We start from the raw sequence: 13,753 nt of genomic DNA on the forward strand, positions 1-13,753 counted from the left end.
ACGGGTCGCGGAGTCGTCCGAGACAGAATGTTCGTCGAGGGACATTCTGGTGGAATGCAACGGGGCGGCTCGGCAGGAGCCTCGCCCTCCCAGTGATAGTGGACATCGCGCAAGCGCGTGGCGGTGCGGCGCACGGATGCGGCGCTTTCACCCTGGTCACGTAAAGGCGGCGCAGGGGTGCGCCGCAGTCCATGGGGCCGTAACCTCAAACCTCCAACTTCCAACCTCCCACCCTCTTCTCTCACTCTTCACCCTTCCGTTCGCGACTCGGATCTACGTAAGACCCTCGAGGAGCTTCTGGAACCGCGGATCGTCCCGGAGCGGATCGAGATCGGAATCGTTGATCATCCACTCTTTCGAGACGAATCCCATGCTCGTCGCCTTTTCCAGGCACTGCATCGCTTCCTCGACCTTTCCGAGTCCCGCGTACGTGCACGCCGCGTTGTACTGGATCACCGGTTCATCGGAGTCGATTGCGAGAGCCCGGCCGATCCATTCTGCCGCCTTGTCCGGCTCTCCGAGGTCGGCGAGCGCGGCGGCGCCCATTGTCCAGGCTCGGGTTTCGTCCGGATGAGACGCGAGACGACGCTTGGCAGCTTCCACGGTCTCGAGCGTCGCCGTACGGACCTTGCCCGTCTCACCCAGTGAGCGATAACAGGACGCAAGGAAATACCAGGAATCGTAAGCCTCGGGTGAGATGTCACGTGCTTTTGCAAAGTGGCGCGCAGCATCCTCGTATCGCCCTTGCGCGAAGTACACCCTCGCTGCAATGTAGTGCGCCTCGAACAGCGAGGGGTTCAGCTCGATCGCCTTTTGAAGCTCTCGTTCCGCCTCTTCATATTCCTTCGTCAGCGACAGCGCGAATCCTCGAGACACCCGAGCCTCGGCGAGATCGGGGTCGAGCTCGAGAGCTTTCCGACTGGCGCTTTTCGCCTCCTCGACCGCCCCCTCACCCGCACCGAAGTAAAGCCGCAGGTAGGAGCTGCAGTCCGCGATCCCAGCGTATGCACGGGCGTACTCGGGGTCGATCTCGATCGCTCGCGAAAACATCTGGCGCGCGACCTCGAGAGGTTTTCGGCGCAACTGATGAAAGAGCTGTCGCCCCTGGAGATAGTAATCGTACGCCTCGACGTCCTTCGGTTTCGCCTTTTCGATCGGCGACTTCTCTTCGGTTCCGAGAGCAACTTCGAGTGCATGCGCAATGCTCTGTGCAATCTCGTCCTGGATCGCGAAGATATCCTTCATGTCGCGGTCGTACTGTTCGGCCCAGAGCCGGTATCCGTCAGAGACGTTCACGAGACGGGCGGTTACGCGAACGCGATCACCTGCTTTCCGGACACTCCCCTCGAGCACGGTTCCGACGTTCAGCTTTTCTCCGATGTCGCGCACGTCCATCGCTGTTCCCTTGAACTGGAACGCCGAGGTTCGTGAGGCGACATGCAACTCGCGGATCTGGCTCAGGGCACTCAGAAGCTCCTCCGCGATACCATCGCAGAAGTACTCCTGATCTTTCTGAGGACTCATGTCGACGAACGGCAGGACGGCGACGGAGCTTCGCTTCGGCTCTGCCGCTCGCTGAACCGTCACCTCACCTGAACCGACCCCGGAGCTCATCTCCTGAAGATCCGCGATGAGATCAGCCATCTTCTCGTAGCGACGCTTGGGATCTTTGGCGAGTGCCTTCTGAATGACGTTGTCGATCCTGGGCGGTAGCCCCGATCTGAGCGAGCTCGCGCGATACGGCTCCTCACTCAGAATCGAGTGAATCATCGACTCGGTGCGCTCCCCCTTGAACGGCAGCCGGCCAGTGAGCATCTCGAACAACACCACGCCCAGAGCCCAGATGTCGGTTCTGTGATCGACGTTGTCGCTTCGAATCTGCTCGGGAGACATGTAAGCTGGCGTACCCAGCGTCGAGTTCGGTCGCGTGAGACCGGAATGGCGCGCGAGCTTCGCAAGTCCGAAATCGAGAATCTTCACGGTGTCCTTCTCGGTCACCATGATGTTGCCCGGCTTGATGTCGCGGTGAATGATCAATTCGTCGTGTGCGGCGGCGAGCCCTCGGGCGACCTGCAGCGCAATCGTCATTGCCTTGTCTGCCGGGAGTGGTCCTTTCTGAATGATGCTGTTGAGAGTCTCCCCCGGATAAAACGCCATCGCGATGAACATTTCGCCATCGCCGGTCTCGTCGATCTCGAAGATCGTGCAGATATTCGGATGGTCGAGCGACGAGGCTGCTCGGGCTTCCTGCATGAAGCGCTGGCGGACCGACTCGTCATCTCCGAGAGCATCCGAGAGAAACTTCAGTGCAACGCGACGTCCCAGTCGCCGGTCGGTCGCCTGGTACACGACTCCCATACCCCCCACCCCGAGTTTCTCTCCGAGATCGTAATGCGAGATCTGTCTGGACATCTGGTCAGGAGACTATAAGGCGGGAGTTGCAACGACACAATGCTCACTCCAACATCCTCGAACGCCGCTTCGACGGATCGATCATATACTTTGGCGTCTCCTGATGTACGCTCCCGACCTCTCCGGGGCGAGCCTCTGGCGAGCCGCGAGCTGGCGGGACTGAACATCCCGGACCGGGAGGGCGAGGCTCCTGCCGAGCCGCACGGTCACGAGATGGCGCAATGTCCCCATCACCGCGACGGCGACCGCGGATCGCCACGTGCCGGTTGGAAACCGGCGGAACGGCCGGTTGAAAACCGGCGCTACAAAGGGCGATCTCTGGCGAGCCGGCGATCCTCCAACCTCCAACCTCCAACCTCCAACCCTCTTCTTCACTCTTCACTCTTCACTCTTCACTCTTCTCTTCTCCCGGCTATACTTCCGATCGACACTTCACGACGGAGGACAACCATGCGCCAGGTCATTTTCGGAGCTTTGCTGACGCTCACGAGCCTCATCGCAGGCGCGTGCGCGACCCACGACCCGATCCCCGCCGCGTCCACTCCAGCCCCGGCACCCGAACCGGTGCGCTACACCGCGGAACAATTCTTCGCAACGACCAGCTACGCGATGGCAGCGTCCGACGGGATCGCCTTTTCACGGGATGGAGAGAACATTCTCATCAGCAATGACGCGAGCGGAGTATTCAACGCCTACCTCCTGCCGGTGGACGGCGGCGAGCCGGTGCCTTTGACGCGATCGGACGACGACGCCACGTTCGGCGCCAGCTTCTTCCCCGCGGACGACCGGGTGCTCTTCACCGCCGACCAGGGTGGCAACGAGCTCCACCACGTCTATGTTCGTGAGGCAGACGGCTCCGTGCGCGATCTCACACCGGGTGAACGGCTGAAGGCGAGCTTCCTCGGGTGGAGCGCGGACGGCCGGACCTTCTGGGTTTCGACCAACGAGCGAAATCCCCAGATGTTCGATGTCTACGCGTACGACGCCGATGATTACGAGCGTCGGATGATCTTCGAAAATGAAGGCTACTCAATCGGCGACATCTCGAGCGACGGCCAGCAGATCGCTCTGGTCAAGCGACACAGCAGTGCCGACAGCGACATCTATCTCGCGCGGACGGGCGATGAGAGCGAGCCGCGACTGATCACCGAGCACGACGGGAACGTCGCCTACTCAGTGCACGGATTCACGCCGGACGGGCGGTCTCTGATCTACGCGACGAACGAGACCAGCGAGTTCTCGGAAGCCTGGGCCTACGATCTGGCGACGGGCGAGAAACGCCGCGCCATTGCGGCCGACTGGGACGTGATGTACGTCCTGCGCTCGTCGTCCGGCCGTTACCGGGTCCACGCGCTCAACGAAGACGCCTCGACCAGGCTCACCATCATCGATACGACGACGGGCCGGCCCGTGCAACTGCGGGGCGTCCCGGAGGGCAACCTCGGCACCGTCCGGTTCAACCGCGACGAATCCGCGATCGCCTTCACGGTCGCCTCCGACACCTCTCCGAGCGACATATTCGTCGCCGATCTCGCCAGCGGAGCGGCGCGGCGGCTGACCAACGCCCTGAACCCGGCGATCGACGAAGATCAGCTCGTCGAGGCCACAGTTGCCCGTTTCCGCAGCTACGACGGCCTCGAAATCCCCGGCATTCTCTACCGCCCGCGTAAAGCGAGCGCGGCGAATCCGGTACCGGGCATCGTCCTCGTTCACGGTGGACCGGGAGGGCAGAGCCGGCGCGGGTACTCGCCGATGATCCAGCACCTCGTCAACAACGGATACGCGGTGTATGCGATCAACAATCGCGGCTCGTCCGGATACGGCAAGACCTTCTATCATCTCGACGATCGCAGACATGGCGACGTCGATCTGAAGGATGTGGTCGCCTCGCGCGACTGGCTCGCCTCGAAGGACTGGATCTCCGACCGGATTGCCGTGATGGGCGGCTCCTACGGCGGGTACATGACCGCGGCGGCGCTGGCGTTCCACCCGGAAGTCTTCGACGCCGGCGTCAACATCTTCGGTGTCACCAACTGGGTGCGTACACTCGAGTCGATCCCGGCGTGGTGGGGTGCCAATCGCGACGCGCTGTTCGATGAGATGGGGGATCCCGCGGTCGACGCCGAGCGGCACCGGACGATCTCGCCGCTGTTCCACGCGACGAGAATCCGCCGGCCGATGCTGGTCGTCCAGGGAGCGAACGATCCGCGCGTGCTTCAGGTGGAGAGCGACGAGATCGTCGCGGCGGTGCGGGCGAACGACGTGCCGGTCGAGTACGTTCTGTTCCCGGACGAAGGGCACGGCTTCCAGAAAAAGCAGAACCGGATCGAGGCGTCCGAAGCGTACCTGAGATTCCTCGACCAGCACCTGCGACGCTGAAACGCGCCCGGATCGTACCGCAGGCTTCGCCGACGAACGCAGGCTTCCAGCCCGCGCATGTAGCGCCGGTGCTCGTCTCTCCGATCAGCCCGCGTCAGCGGGCGACAGATCTTAGCCCCGGCTTCAGCCGGGGGACAGGAGCTCGTTCCCAAAAATCAGTCTCGAGCCCGCGTCAGCGGGCGACAGAGCACCGTCACGAACTTGCGCAATTTTCCCTACCACCACGCCTCAAACCTCCAACCATCTTCCTTTCACTCTTCACTCTTCACTCTTCACTCTTCCCACTGAGCTCCGCGAGCTTGCGCAACCGAACCCCGGGGTTGCTCTCGAACGCGTATTGCAGCCATCCCAGATGCCCCGCACCGTAGATGACGAGCACGCGCTCGTTCGGAGAGTCGACGAGCTGCACGATATTGCTGTAGATACGCATGTTGCGTCTGAACCAGTCGGAAACCAGATCGGCGCCGGCCCAGTCCCATGGTTCCCCGAGCTCCGCGAGCCGGAAATACGGGCCCACGTCCTCGGCGACCCGCTCGTCTGAATTCATGTAGAGCAGGGTCTCGAGGACCGTATGGGAGGCGAGATACGCGCTGAATGCCTCGACTCTCCCGCCCGTCTCTTCCTGCAATGCGTCGAGCTCGTCTGTTCTGCCGGTCGCCTGTGCGAACTTGACGAGACGGGGGAATGGGAACTCGCCGTCGACATCCACCGGGTATATGGTCTCGTGCCCGAGCTCCTTCGCGAGGCGGAAACCGAGTTGCTCGACCTCGTTTCGCGTGAGCTCGCGCTCACCGGCAACGTAGTCGGCGTACGCCTCCTGGACGGTGCCCCGGCTGAAACGGGCCTCCACCGCGATCTTCGTCGGCCGGAACTTCTCGAGCACGTCAATGACCTCCCTGATCTCGGCCTGACGCCTGGGCGAAAGCACGTCATCGGCCTCGGTGTTGAAGACGTCGCGTCCGGGATTGTCCATGTGGTAGACACCGAGCACCAGCACCTCGGGTTTCTGTTCGGGTGCCGGTTGTGCGAAGAGAGAGAGTGAGACGAAAGCCGCCAGACCGATCGCGGCCATGGTGGCCGCAGGTCGCATTTCGAGGATTTTCTGCACCATGCACGCTCCTCCCTGGATCAGTATGGACAAAACTTTCATCCCTGCGCCGCATTCACCCCTTCACCTTCACTACGCCTGCCGCGCCGCCCAGTTACGACTTGCGCGCCTGCCGGGACGGCGAGCCTCTGGCGAGCCGCGGTCCTCGAACCTCAAACCTCCAACCTTTTACCATCACCGGGAGGGCGAGGCGCCTGCCGAGCCCGCGACCTCCAACCTCCAACCTCAAACCCTCTTCTTTCACTCTTCCCTCTTCACTCTTCACTCTTCTTTCGCCACCGTGCGCCCCTTCCCCTCCCGATCACCTCCAGCACTCCCTGGTCGCGAAGGCTCTGGAGCACGTTACGGATCGTCTCACGGCTGACGTCGGGGCACTCGGTCTCGATCTCGCTGATTCCGAACGGGATCATCTTTCGCTCGACTGCCTCACGGACCCGTTGCGACTTCGAGCCTTTGAATGATTCGACCGAGCCAACGCGCTCTTCGAAGATCGTGTACGCACGGTTCAGAACACCCCAGAAGTAATCATTCCACGGACGCCAGTCGTGTTTTCCCTCATGCCATGCCCGCGAGCTCATCTCCAGAGTCTCGTAGTACGACTCACGCGATTCCTCGAAAAGCCGCTCGAGGCTGACGTAGCGCCCCACGTCGTAGCCGGCGTGGTAGAGGAGAAGCAGCGTCAGAAGTCTGGCCACGCGACCGTTCCCGTCGCGGAACGGATGAATGCACAGAAAGTCGAGGACCGTCAGCGGAATCAGCACGAGAGGATCGTGAGCGCGAGCGAGCGCATCGCGATAGCGTCGAACCATCTCCTCCATCGTCTCGGGAGTCATCGCCGCGGCTACGGCTCGAAATCGAATCCGGGTAATCTCACCCCTCGGGTTCCGCTCGACGATCTCGTTGTCGACATTCTTCCATTTCCCCCCCTCCTCGGGAAGGTAGGAGTAAATCGTCTGGTGAAGCTGACGGATGATGTTCACGGAGAACGGCATGTCGCGCCGCGCCTGATGAATCAGCTCGAGCGCGTCGCGGTACCCCGCGATCTCCTGCTCGGAACGGTTGCGCGGCGTCGTGGAGTGCCCGACCAGCGCTTCGAGCCGCGCCTTCGGTGCCGTGATCCCCTCCAGGCGGTTGGATGAATCCGTCGACTCGACGATCGCAACAGTCCGCAGCGCCTCGAGCGTCTCCGGCCGCTGCTTCTCATACAGCTCCTGCTTTCCTCGGTATTCGCCGAGCGCACGAAGGGTCGACACCTGTGCCGGCGTGAAAGAGAGGTCCTGGAGATACCCGGGGCTGAGTGAGTGCATGGGGCTAAAAGTGGTATTTCTTTAGCCATAATACCACCTATCAGAAACGATTACCCTCTTTTCTGCTGCTGCGGCAAGTAGTTTCAGGAGAGAAAGTACCAACCTGTGAGGTCCCTTCGGTTTCCCCCACCCATCACCCCTCAGGGCAGGCTCCTCGCTTACCCGCCCGACCGCCCGCTCGGGATGACGTGGGAAAAGGAATAGCGAGTGTGAAAACTCTTCAGAGCACTCGAAACTCCATCCCGGCACTTGCATGAGCCGCCTGACCCGAAAGGTCCCGCAACCCGGGGTTGATCGATCGAACGAGAGCTTCCTTGCGTGAGCGCCGCCAGCCCTTGATTTGCTTTTCGCGTTCGATCGCCCGCCTGACGCTCGAATGGCACTCGAACCAGACGAGCTTCGAGACGCGATACCTTGCGGTGAACCCATCAGCCTCTCCGGCACGATGTTCAGCAAGCCGACGGCACAGATCGTTGGTGACGCCTGTATAGAGGGCCACCCCGCTTTCGCTCATCAGAATGTATACGATGAACATGCGTTGCATCCGACGACGATACCTCGGCGGTGTGTTGCTCTACAGTACGTAGAACGCACACTTCCGCCCTCGCATGCTCAAACCGACGTCATCCCGAGCGGGCGGGTGGTTGGGCAAGCGAGGGACGATACCGCGGCGGTGTGTTGCTCTACAGTACTCAGAACGCACACTTCCGCCCTCGCATACTCAAACCGACGTCATCCCGAGCGGGTGGGTGGTTGGGCAAGCGAGGAGCCTGCCCTGAGGGGTGATGGGTGGGGGAAACCGAAGGGACCTCGCAGGTTGGGACAGCCAGACCAGCGTAGCGCTGAGAAATTGCGACACTCGTCATCCTGCACGCCGGTTGAATGCAGAAATGACAACCGGAGCCCAGAACACTCCGGATCCGCATACTCAAACCGACGTCATCCCGAGCGGGTGGGTGGTTGGGCAAGCGAGGAGCCTGCCCTGAGGGGTGAGGGTGGGGGACACCGAAGGGACCTCGCAGGTTGGGACAGCCAGACCAGGCGTAGCCCTGAGAAATTGCGACAGTCGTCATCCTGCACGCCGGTTGAATGCAGAAAATGACAACCGGAGCCCAGAACACTCCAACCTCCAAGCTGCTAAAGTCTCGCAACGAACGCCATGTCCGACCCGAGAAACCCGGAAAAGCGCCCTCCTCGCGAAGAAGACCCTTACACCCCGGACGCGAAGGTCTCGCTCTCCCGGGTCGTCGGAGAGATGGGCGTGGTCAACGAACACATCACTCTCTATCTGAACCGCAGCACCGGCGAGACTTTCTTCGTCAGCGACGAAATCGACGTCGACGCGGAGGACTTCGATGACGACGAGCTTTCGTCACTGCCGGATTGGGAGCGGGAAACGATCGAGAAATCGAAAGAAGTTCTCGAAAGCGACGACTGGATCGAGCTCCCGAGTCAGTTCGATCTCGATGAGTATCGAGCGATGACGGAGTTCGCGCAAGGGCAGCACCCGGGCGTGAGCCGGACGCTCGGCGACGCCCTGCACGGCAGCGGCGCCTTCCGCCGTTTCAAGCGCGCGATCGACGAGTTCGGCGTGAGGGAGGAGTGGTTCGAGTTTCGGGAAGGATGGATCGCCGACGCGGTTCGCCGCGTTCTCGAGAGGCACCGAATCCCGTTCCGCCGCTAACGATGGTGAACCTCCGCTGCACAGCGAAGCTCGCGAAACGTCTGAAGCTCGGCAAGCTCGAAAAGGTTCCGTCGTCGGGCGAGCTCTTCGCCGAGTGGCACGCGAACGTGATCTGGGTGGATCGGAAGCCGCTCATTCTGGCGGTCGAGGATCGCACGAGGCTCCCGCTTCTCGTCAGGGCGCGCGATCTCGACCGGCTTCCTCAGCATCTGGCGGGCGCGCTGAGCGAGATCCTCGCAGAGATCGGAATCGAGCCTGAAGTCGCGGATGGCTATGCGTCGCAGCTGGCAAGCGGCGTCCGGTATAGCGCGTCGGTCGACAAGAGCGTGCTCGGGACGATCAATGACTGTGCGAACACGGTGAGCTATCACTACGCGGCTGGCAGCTCGCTGTTCGAGTGCATGAAACTTCTTTCCACCATGCCGATGGGCCCCCTCGGGTACAACTCCCCCGGCCCCGTCGTCCGAGCCGTGATCCGGTTCGATCCCACGGTGAACTGACAGGATCCCACCCAGGATCGCCACGCGCCGGCCGTAACGTGGGCTTCAGCCTGCCGTGTCACGGACGAAATGCGGGGCGCGGGACGCGGGACAAGCTTGCGCGATGAAACATTTCACCGGGAGGGCGAGGCTCCTGCCGAGCCGCACGGTCACGAGATGGCGCAATGTCTCCCATCACCGGGAGGGCGAGCCTCTGGCGAGCCGCGAGCTGGCGGAACCAAACATCCCCGACCGGGAGGGCGAAGCTCCTGCTGAGCCGCACCCTCGCCGGATGGCAGAAAGCTCGTTTTTAGTGCAAAGATCGAGAGTTTGACCGAAACAGAATGGTTTTAGGTGACATTCAGGTGGAACGCAACGGGGCGGCTCGGCAGGAGCCTCGCCCTCCCGGCAATCGCGGACATCGCGCAAGCTCGTGGCACTAGGCGGGCACGAGGCGGCCGTATCGCCGGCTTCCAGCCCGCACCAAACTTCACGCGCGACAGTGCGACCTCCCGGGTTCTCCACGCGACCCGGCCCGCCTTCGCCATCCCTTCACCCACGACCGGTTTAAACTTCCCTCATGCGCATCGCCTGGGCCACCGATGTCCATCTCGACTTTCTCGATCGCGATGGCCTGCGCCAGTTCGCGCATCGGCTGCTTGAGCCCGAGCCCGACGCGATCATCCTCTCGGGGGACATCAGCGTCGCACCTTCTCTCGTCGACCATCTCGAGATCGTTGCCGAAGCCATCAGACGCCCGGTCTACTTCGTTCTCGGCAATCACGACTTCTATCGCGATGGCATTTCAGAGGTCCGGAGCCGGATGCGCGAGCTCAGCGCTCGATCGAACTTACTCCGCTGGCTTCCCGCGGCTCAGGTCGTCCCCCTCGGGGATGGTGTCTGCCTGGCGGGAGTCGACGGCTGGGGGGATGGCCGGGCGGGACGTCCGTGGGACAGCGAGATCCTGCTGAATGATTTCTTTCTGATCCGGGAGTTGATTGGACTTTCGCGTGAAGATCTCGTCTCGCGGCTACGGGATCTCGGCGATCGCGAAGCCGGGCTCGCACGCGAGCTGCTGGGCGAGCTGCCCGGCGATGTCCGCGAAGTCGTGTTCGTGACGCACGTCCCTCCGTTCGTCGAAGCGTGCTGGCACGAGGGGGCGGTCAGCGGCGAGGATTGGCAGCCCTGGTTCACCTGTGTCGCGCTCGGCGGGGCACTGCTCGAGGTTTCCAGCCGCAACCCGGATCGCGAGTTCACGGTTTTGTGCGGCCACACGCACAGTTCCGGATTCGCACGGCTCGCGCCGAACCTTCGTGTCTACACCGGCGCCGCGGAATACGGCTCTCCGACGATTGCCGGGCTCATCGAAATTGAGCCGGACGGTGTAACGGTGACGACCCGAGCCTGAAGCCATACTGATTCGCAGGAAGCCTGCCGAGCATGTCGATGGAGCTGAGCAGCGGCTCGAGCTCATGCTCACGAAGGGCCGAGCTCAATAGCATCCGCATCGGGCGGCTGGAGATCTATCCCGGTTCTGAAATTACCCTTCCCTATCGCGCCGGTTGAAAATCCGATGCTTATCGTCATGCGGCCGCTTCAGAATATCCCATATCGGAGCATCAGTTCCTTCATCTTTCATCCTCTGAATTCGCCACGCTCCGAACGTACCGCAGGCTTCCAGCCTGCCGTGTCGCGGGCTTCCAGCCCCCGCTTCTCGACCACTCCCTGAAACCGGCACCCTTTCCAGACCGGCCGGGAGGGCGAGGCGCCTGCCGAGCCGCACCGTCACGAACCTTGCGCGATGTCCTCCGAGCGGCTTCGTGCTCTTTGGACTGCGGCGCACCCTGCGCCGCCTTCACCACGTCTCGAACTTGCGCGCCTGCCGTACCGCAGGCTTCCAGCCTGCCGTGTCGCGGGCTGCCAGCCCGCACAACCTCGGCCCTCCGCCGACATCCGTCGTCAGGCGGCGAAGGCGAGTTTCACCTGATCGACCTCGTGCTTCGCTCGGTCGGGCGAGACGATCGACTCGATGATGATCGGGGTGTCGGCGGGGATCAACTTTGCCACGCGCTCGAACGAGAGCCGCGTCAGATAGCCGATCGGCCTGTGCTCGCCAAACGTACCCACGTCGCTCACGTGCAACTGACGCAGTCTCGCCCCGAAGCGCCTCAACAACTCCAGACCGACGCCCATGGTGGGATCGATCTGGCGCGCATGCCCGGCGTCGAAGCAGAACCCGGCCTCGGGTAGCATCTCGAACAGACTCTCCATTTCGTCAGCCGTTCTGCCCGTGGTCTTGCGATATCCATGTTTTCCAGGCAGAGGCGCGAGCCGACCTCGACCCATCGCGATGGCTCTCGGATCAGGTCGGGATGGACCACGATCGGCCACTCGGCTGGGAACGAACGCAGCTTTTTGATCAGCCAGTCCTCGTCATGTTCGATCAGTTTGCTCGGTGCGTGGACCGATACGTACTGGTACCGTTCGATACGAAGCTGATCGAGGGCAGCGAGCAGCGGCTCGAGCTCGTGCTCTCGGAGAGCCGAAAGCTCCACGGCAGCGCAGGAGTCCGGCTGCAATTTGAGACCTTCACGGAAGTTCCCCTTCGCGAGGGCTCCCGTGGAAAATCCGATGTTTCTCGTCATGCGGCCGCCTCAGAATACCCCATATCGGAGCATCAGTTCCTTCAGCCTTTCATCTTCTGAATTCGCCACGCGCCCCCCGTACCTCCGGCTTCCAGTCTGCCGTGTCGCGGGCTTCCAGCCCGCCCGATCATTCACCCTGATCCCAACCCTCAGTGCTCCAGGCCCCACGGGCAGTCTTGCCGCTCGCGGCGGCGGCGAGTACCGGAGTCAGGAATGTCCTCAGCCGCGCGCCGACGGATTCAAAGTCCAATATCTCAACTGCACCGATCTTTTTCAGAAAGGCCACCCATTGCTGCCTCTTGCGAACATCCGAGAAGAATTCAGGCGACAGCCCGACTGGCTCGTCGAGAGGAAGATCGGTTCGTCGCCGCGCGAATGTTTTCTTTACCGCCTCCTGCAGGACGCCTAAGTCGAACTTCACGTCTGATGAGAGAGTGTAGAGATCGAAGAAATCCTTCATCCGGCTGTTCCCCATTCCCAGATGAACGATGGCGTGAAGCTTCTCCGCCACGATCGTCTCGGTCGGGTAGACCTGCAGCTGCGGAGATTCCATGTCCAGCAACGTCGGAAAACTCACTACCTCCGGCCCAGGCGTGATGACGTCGCCAACGCCGATGTCGACCTGGAGACGGATCAGCGCGCTGTCGAGATGCGCCGAGAAACGAGCCCTCACTCCCTTATATTCGTCCGCGCTGCGTATCACCTCTGCGCTGATCGAGCTCCTGTCGAATCGAAGGCCATCGTCTGGGACCTGAGCTTCACAGACCTCTCCGAGTATTCGGCTAACGTCCTCCGGTGCCAGTTCTCCATAGCCGAGAAAATCCAGATCGCGCGTCGTGCGATGGAGCTCCTCCACCCAGAGCGAGAGAACCATCGCACCCTTCAGTACAAGCCTCTCACGATAGGCCGATTTGCTCAGCCGAAACAGAAATCGCTCCCGCCCGTAGAGCGAGAGGACGTAGTCGTACGACTCATTTCGTTCGGCGGCGATCCTGGAAATGCGCTCACGTACCGAGGCTGCAACGTTCCGCAGAGGACGTTTCAATGAGTCAGTGCCTCCATGTAAGGCCGTATCACGGTTGCAACCCGGCAGATCCTGGCAAATCGCCAAATCTCATCCATGGTGAACCGCCGGTCGTTCCAGCCTTCCGACAGAGCGGCGATGGCTACGTCGAGCCCGACTCTGCTCCGAAATTTGAAGCAATCCGCGACCGTGCGGGCGGGAGAAGTGACCTGAATCGTCACACCCTCGTGCTCATGTCGCTCGACTCCGTCTCGAAGAAGATCAGGCGAAAGTCGAACGAGATTGATCGGCGGCTGACCCTGACGTGGAGCCCGATCCTTGAGACCGATCCCCAGCCACACTTCGTGCGGCATCTCCGTCGTGAGGCCGTGGTATGCCAGTGCGGAAAGGAGACAGATGACGCCTTGAGAAACCCGGCCTGACACAATCAGCAGATCGCGATGAGGGGACTTCGCCACTTCGTTGCTGATGTAAATCCCCCGGGCGACACGATGAAGCTTCTCCTGCCTTGCGAGCCGGTGAAGTGTCTCTCGAGCATATCCACGGTCCGTGAGCTCCTTGCTCGTGACGACGCCCCGCCGCGCGATGTACTGGCTCAGTTCAGGTTTTGACTTCATGTGACAATCCGTCGGACATTATCGCCAATGTCAGACGTTTTGTCACGTCCATCCCGGCCCTGTTCCTTAGACCGTTACCGAAAAGGAAGCTCCCTGGA

12 protein-coding genes are annotated in these 13,753 nt (G+C 61.8%); 4 read left to right on the top strand and 8 right to left on the bottom strand.

The genetic code is table 11. The annotated features are described in order from the left end of the window. Nucleotides 1–273: 273 nt before the first annotated feature. A complete protein-coding gene (locus tag KY459_11840; protein ID MBW3565408.1) occupies nt 274–2,412 on the bottom strand; it encodes a protein kinase in 2,139 nt (712 codons plus the stop codon). A 450-nt stretch (nt 2,413–2,862) separates the two neighbouring features. Between KY459_11840 and KY459_11845 the strand changes: the two genes are divergently transcribed. Beyond that, complete coding sequence (locus tag KY459_11845; GenBank protein ID MBW3565409.1) at nt 2,863–4,791, top strand: S9 family peptidase; 1,929 nt, start codon at nt 2,863–2,865, stop codon at nt 4,789–4,791. A gap of 265 nt (nt 4,792–5,056) precedes the next feature. Here KY459_11845 and KY459_11850 read toward each other — a convergent pair whose 3' ends face one another. The 3 genes from KY459_11850 to KY459_11860 form a co-directional block, all read right to left on the bottom strand. Further along, nucleotides 5,057–5,941, bottom strand: coding sequence for a hypothetical protein (locus KY459_11850; GenBank protein ID MBW3565410.1), 885 nt, complete (start codon nt 5,939–5,941; stop codon nt 5,057–5,059). A 212-nt stretch (nt 5,942–6,153) separates the two neighbouring features. After that, complete coding sequence (locus KY459_11855; protein MBW3565411.1) at nt 6,154–7,206, bottom strand: Fic family protein; 1,053 nt, start codon at nt 7,204–7,206, stop codon at nt 6,154–6,156. Between the two features lie 220 nt (nt 7,207–7,426). Next, the gene (locus tag KY459_11860) at nt 7,427–7,750 is read right to left on the bottom strand and encodes a GIY-YIG nuclease family protein (protein ID MBW3565412.1); all 324 of its coding nucleotides are present in this window, start codon (nt 7,748–7,750) and stop codon (nt 7,427–7,429) included. A 615-nt stretch (nt 7,751–8,365) separates the two neighbouring features. On the opposite strand from KY459_11860, the gene KY459_11865 reads away from it, so the two are divergent. From KY459_11865 to KY459_11875, 3 genes are all read left to right on the top strand, one after another. Next, nucleotides 8,366–8,890, top strand: coding sequence for a hypothetical protein (locus tag KY459_11865; GenBank protein MBW3565413.1), 525 nt, complete (start codon nt 8,366–8,368; stop codon nt 8,888–8,890). Between the two features lie 5 nt (nt 8,891–8,895). Continuing rightward, complete coding sequence (locus KY459_11870) at nt 8,896–9,390, top strand: hypothetical protein (GenBank protein MBW3565414.1); 495 nt, start codon at nt 8,896–8,898, stop codon at nt 9,388–9,390. A gap of 559 nt (nt 9,391–9,949) precedes the next feature. Then, nucleotides 9,950–10,777: a metallophosphoesterase family protein gene (locus KY459_11875; GenBank protein MBW3565415.1), complete on the top strand. Its 828-nt coding sequence runs from the start codon at nt 9,950–9,952 to the stop codon at nt 10,775–10,777. 551 nt (nt 10,778–11,328) lie between these two features. Here KY459_11875 and KY459_11880 read toward each other — a convergent pair. The 4 genes from KY459_11880 to KY459_11895 form a co-directional block, all read right to left on the bottom strand. Continuing rightward, nucleotides 11,329–11,505: a hypothetical protein gene (locus KY459_11880; protein ID MBW3565416.1), complete on the bottom strand. Its 177-nt coding sequence runs from the start codon at nt 11,503–11,505 to the stop codon at nt 11,329–11,331. Between the two features lie 32 nt (nt 11,506–11,537). After that, the gene (locus KY459_11885) at nt 11,538–12,014 is read right to left on the bottom strand and encodes a hypothetical protein (GenBank protein MBW3565417.1); all 477 of its coding nucleotides are present in this window, start codon (nt 12,012–12,014) and stop codon (nt 11,538–11,540) included. Nucleotides 12,015–12,141: 127 nt separating this feature from the next. After that, nucleotides 12,142–13,059 (bottom strand): nucleotidyl transferase AbiEii/AbiGii toxin family protein, encoded by a 918-nt coding sequence (locus tag KY459_11890; GenBank protein ID MBW3565418.1) that lies wholly within the window; start codon nt 13,057–13,059, stop codon nt 12,142–12,144. Continuing rightward, nucleotides 13,056–13,655 (bottom strand): type IV toxin-antitoxin system AbiEi family antitoxin domain-containing protein, encoded by a 600-nt coding sequence (locus KY459_11895; GenBank protein MBW3565419.1) that lies wholly within the window; start codon nt 13,653–13,655, stop codon nt 13,056–13,058. The genes KY459_11890 and KY459_11895 overlap by 4 nt, the downstream gene beginning before the upstream one ends. Nucleotides 13,656–13,753 lie beyond the last annotated feature (98 nt).

Source organism: Acidobacteriota bacterium (assembly GCA_019347945.1).
Classification (GTDB): domain Bacteria; phylum Acidobacteriota; class Thermoanaerobaculia; order Gp7-AA8; family JAHWKK01; genus JAHWKK01.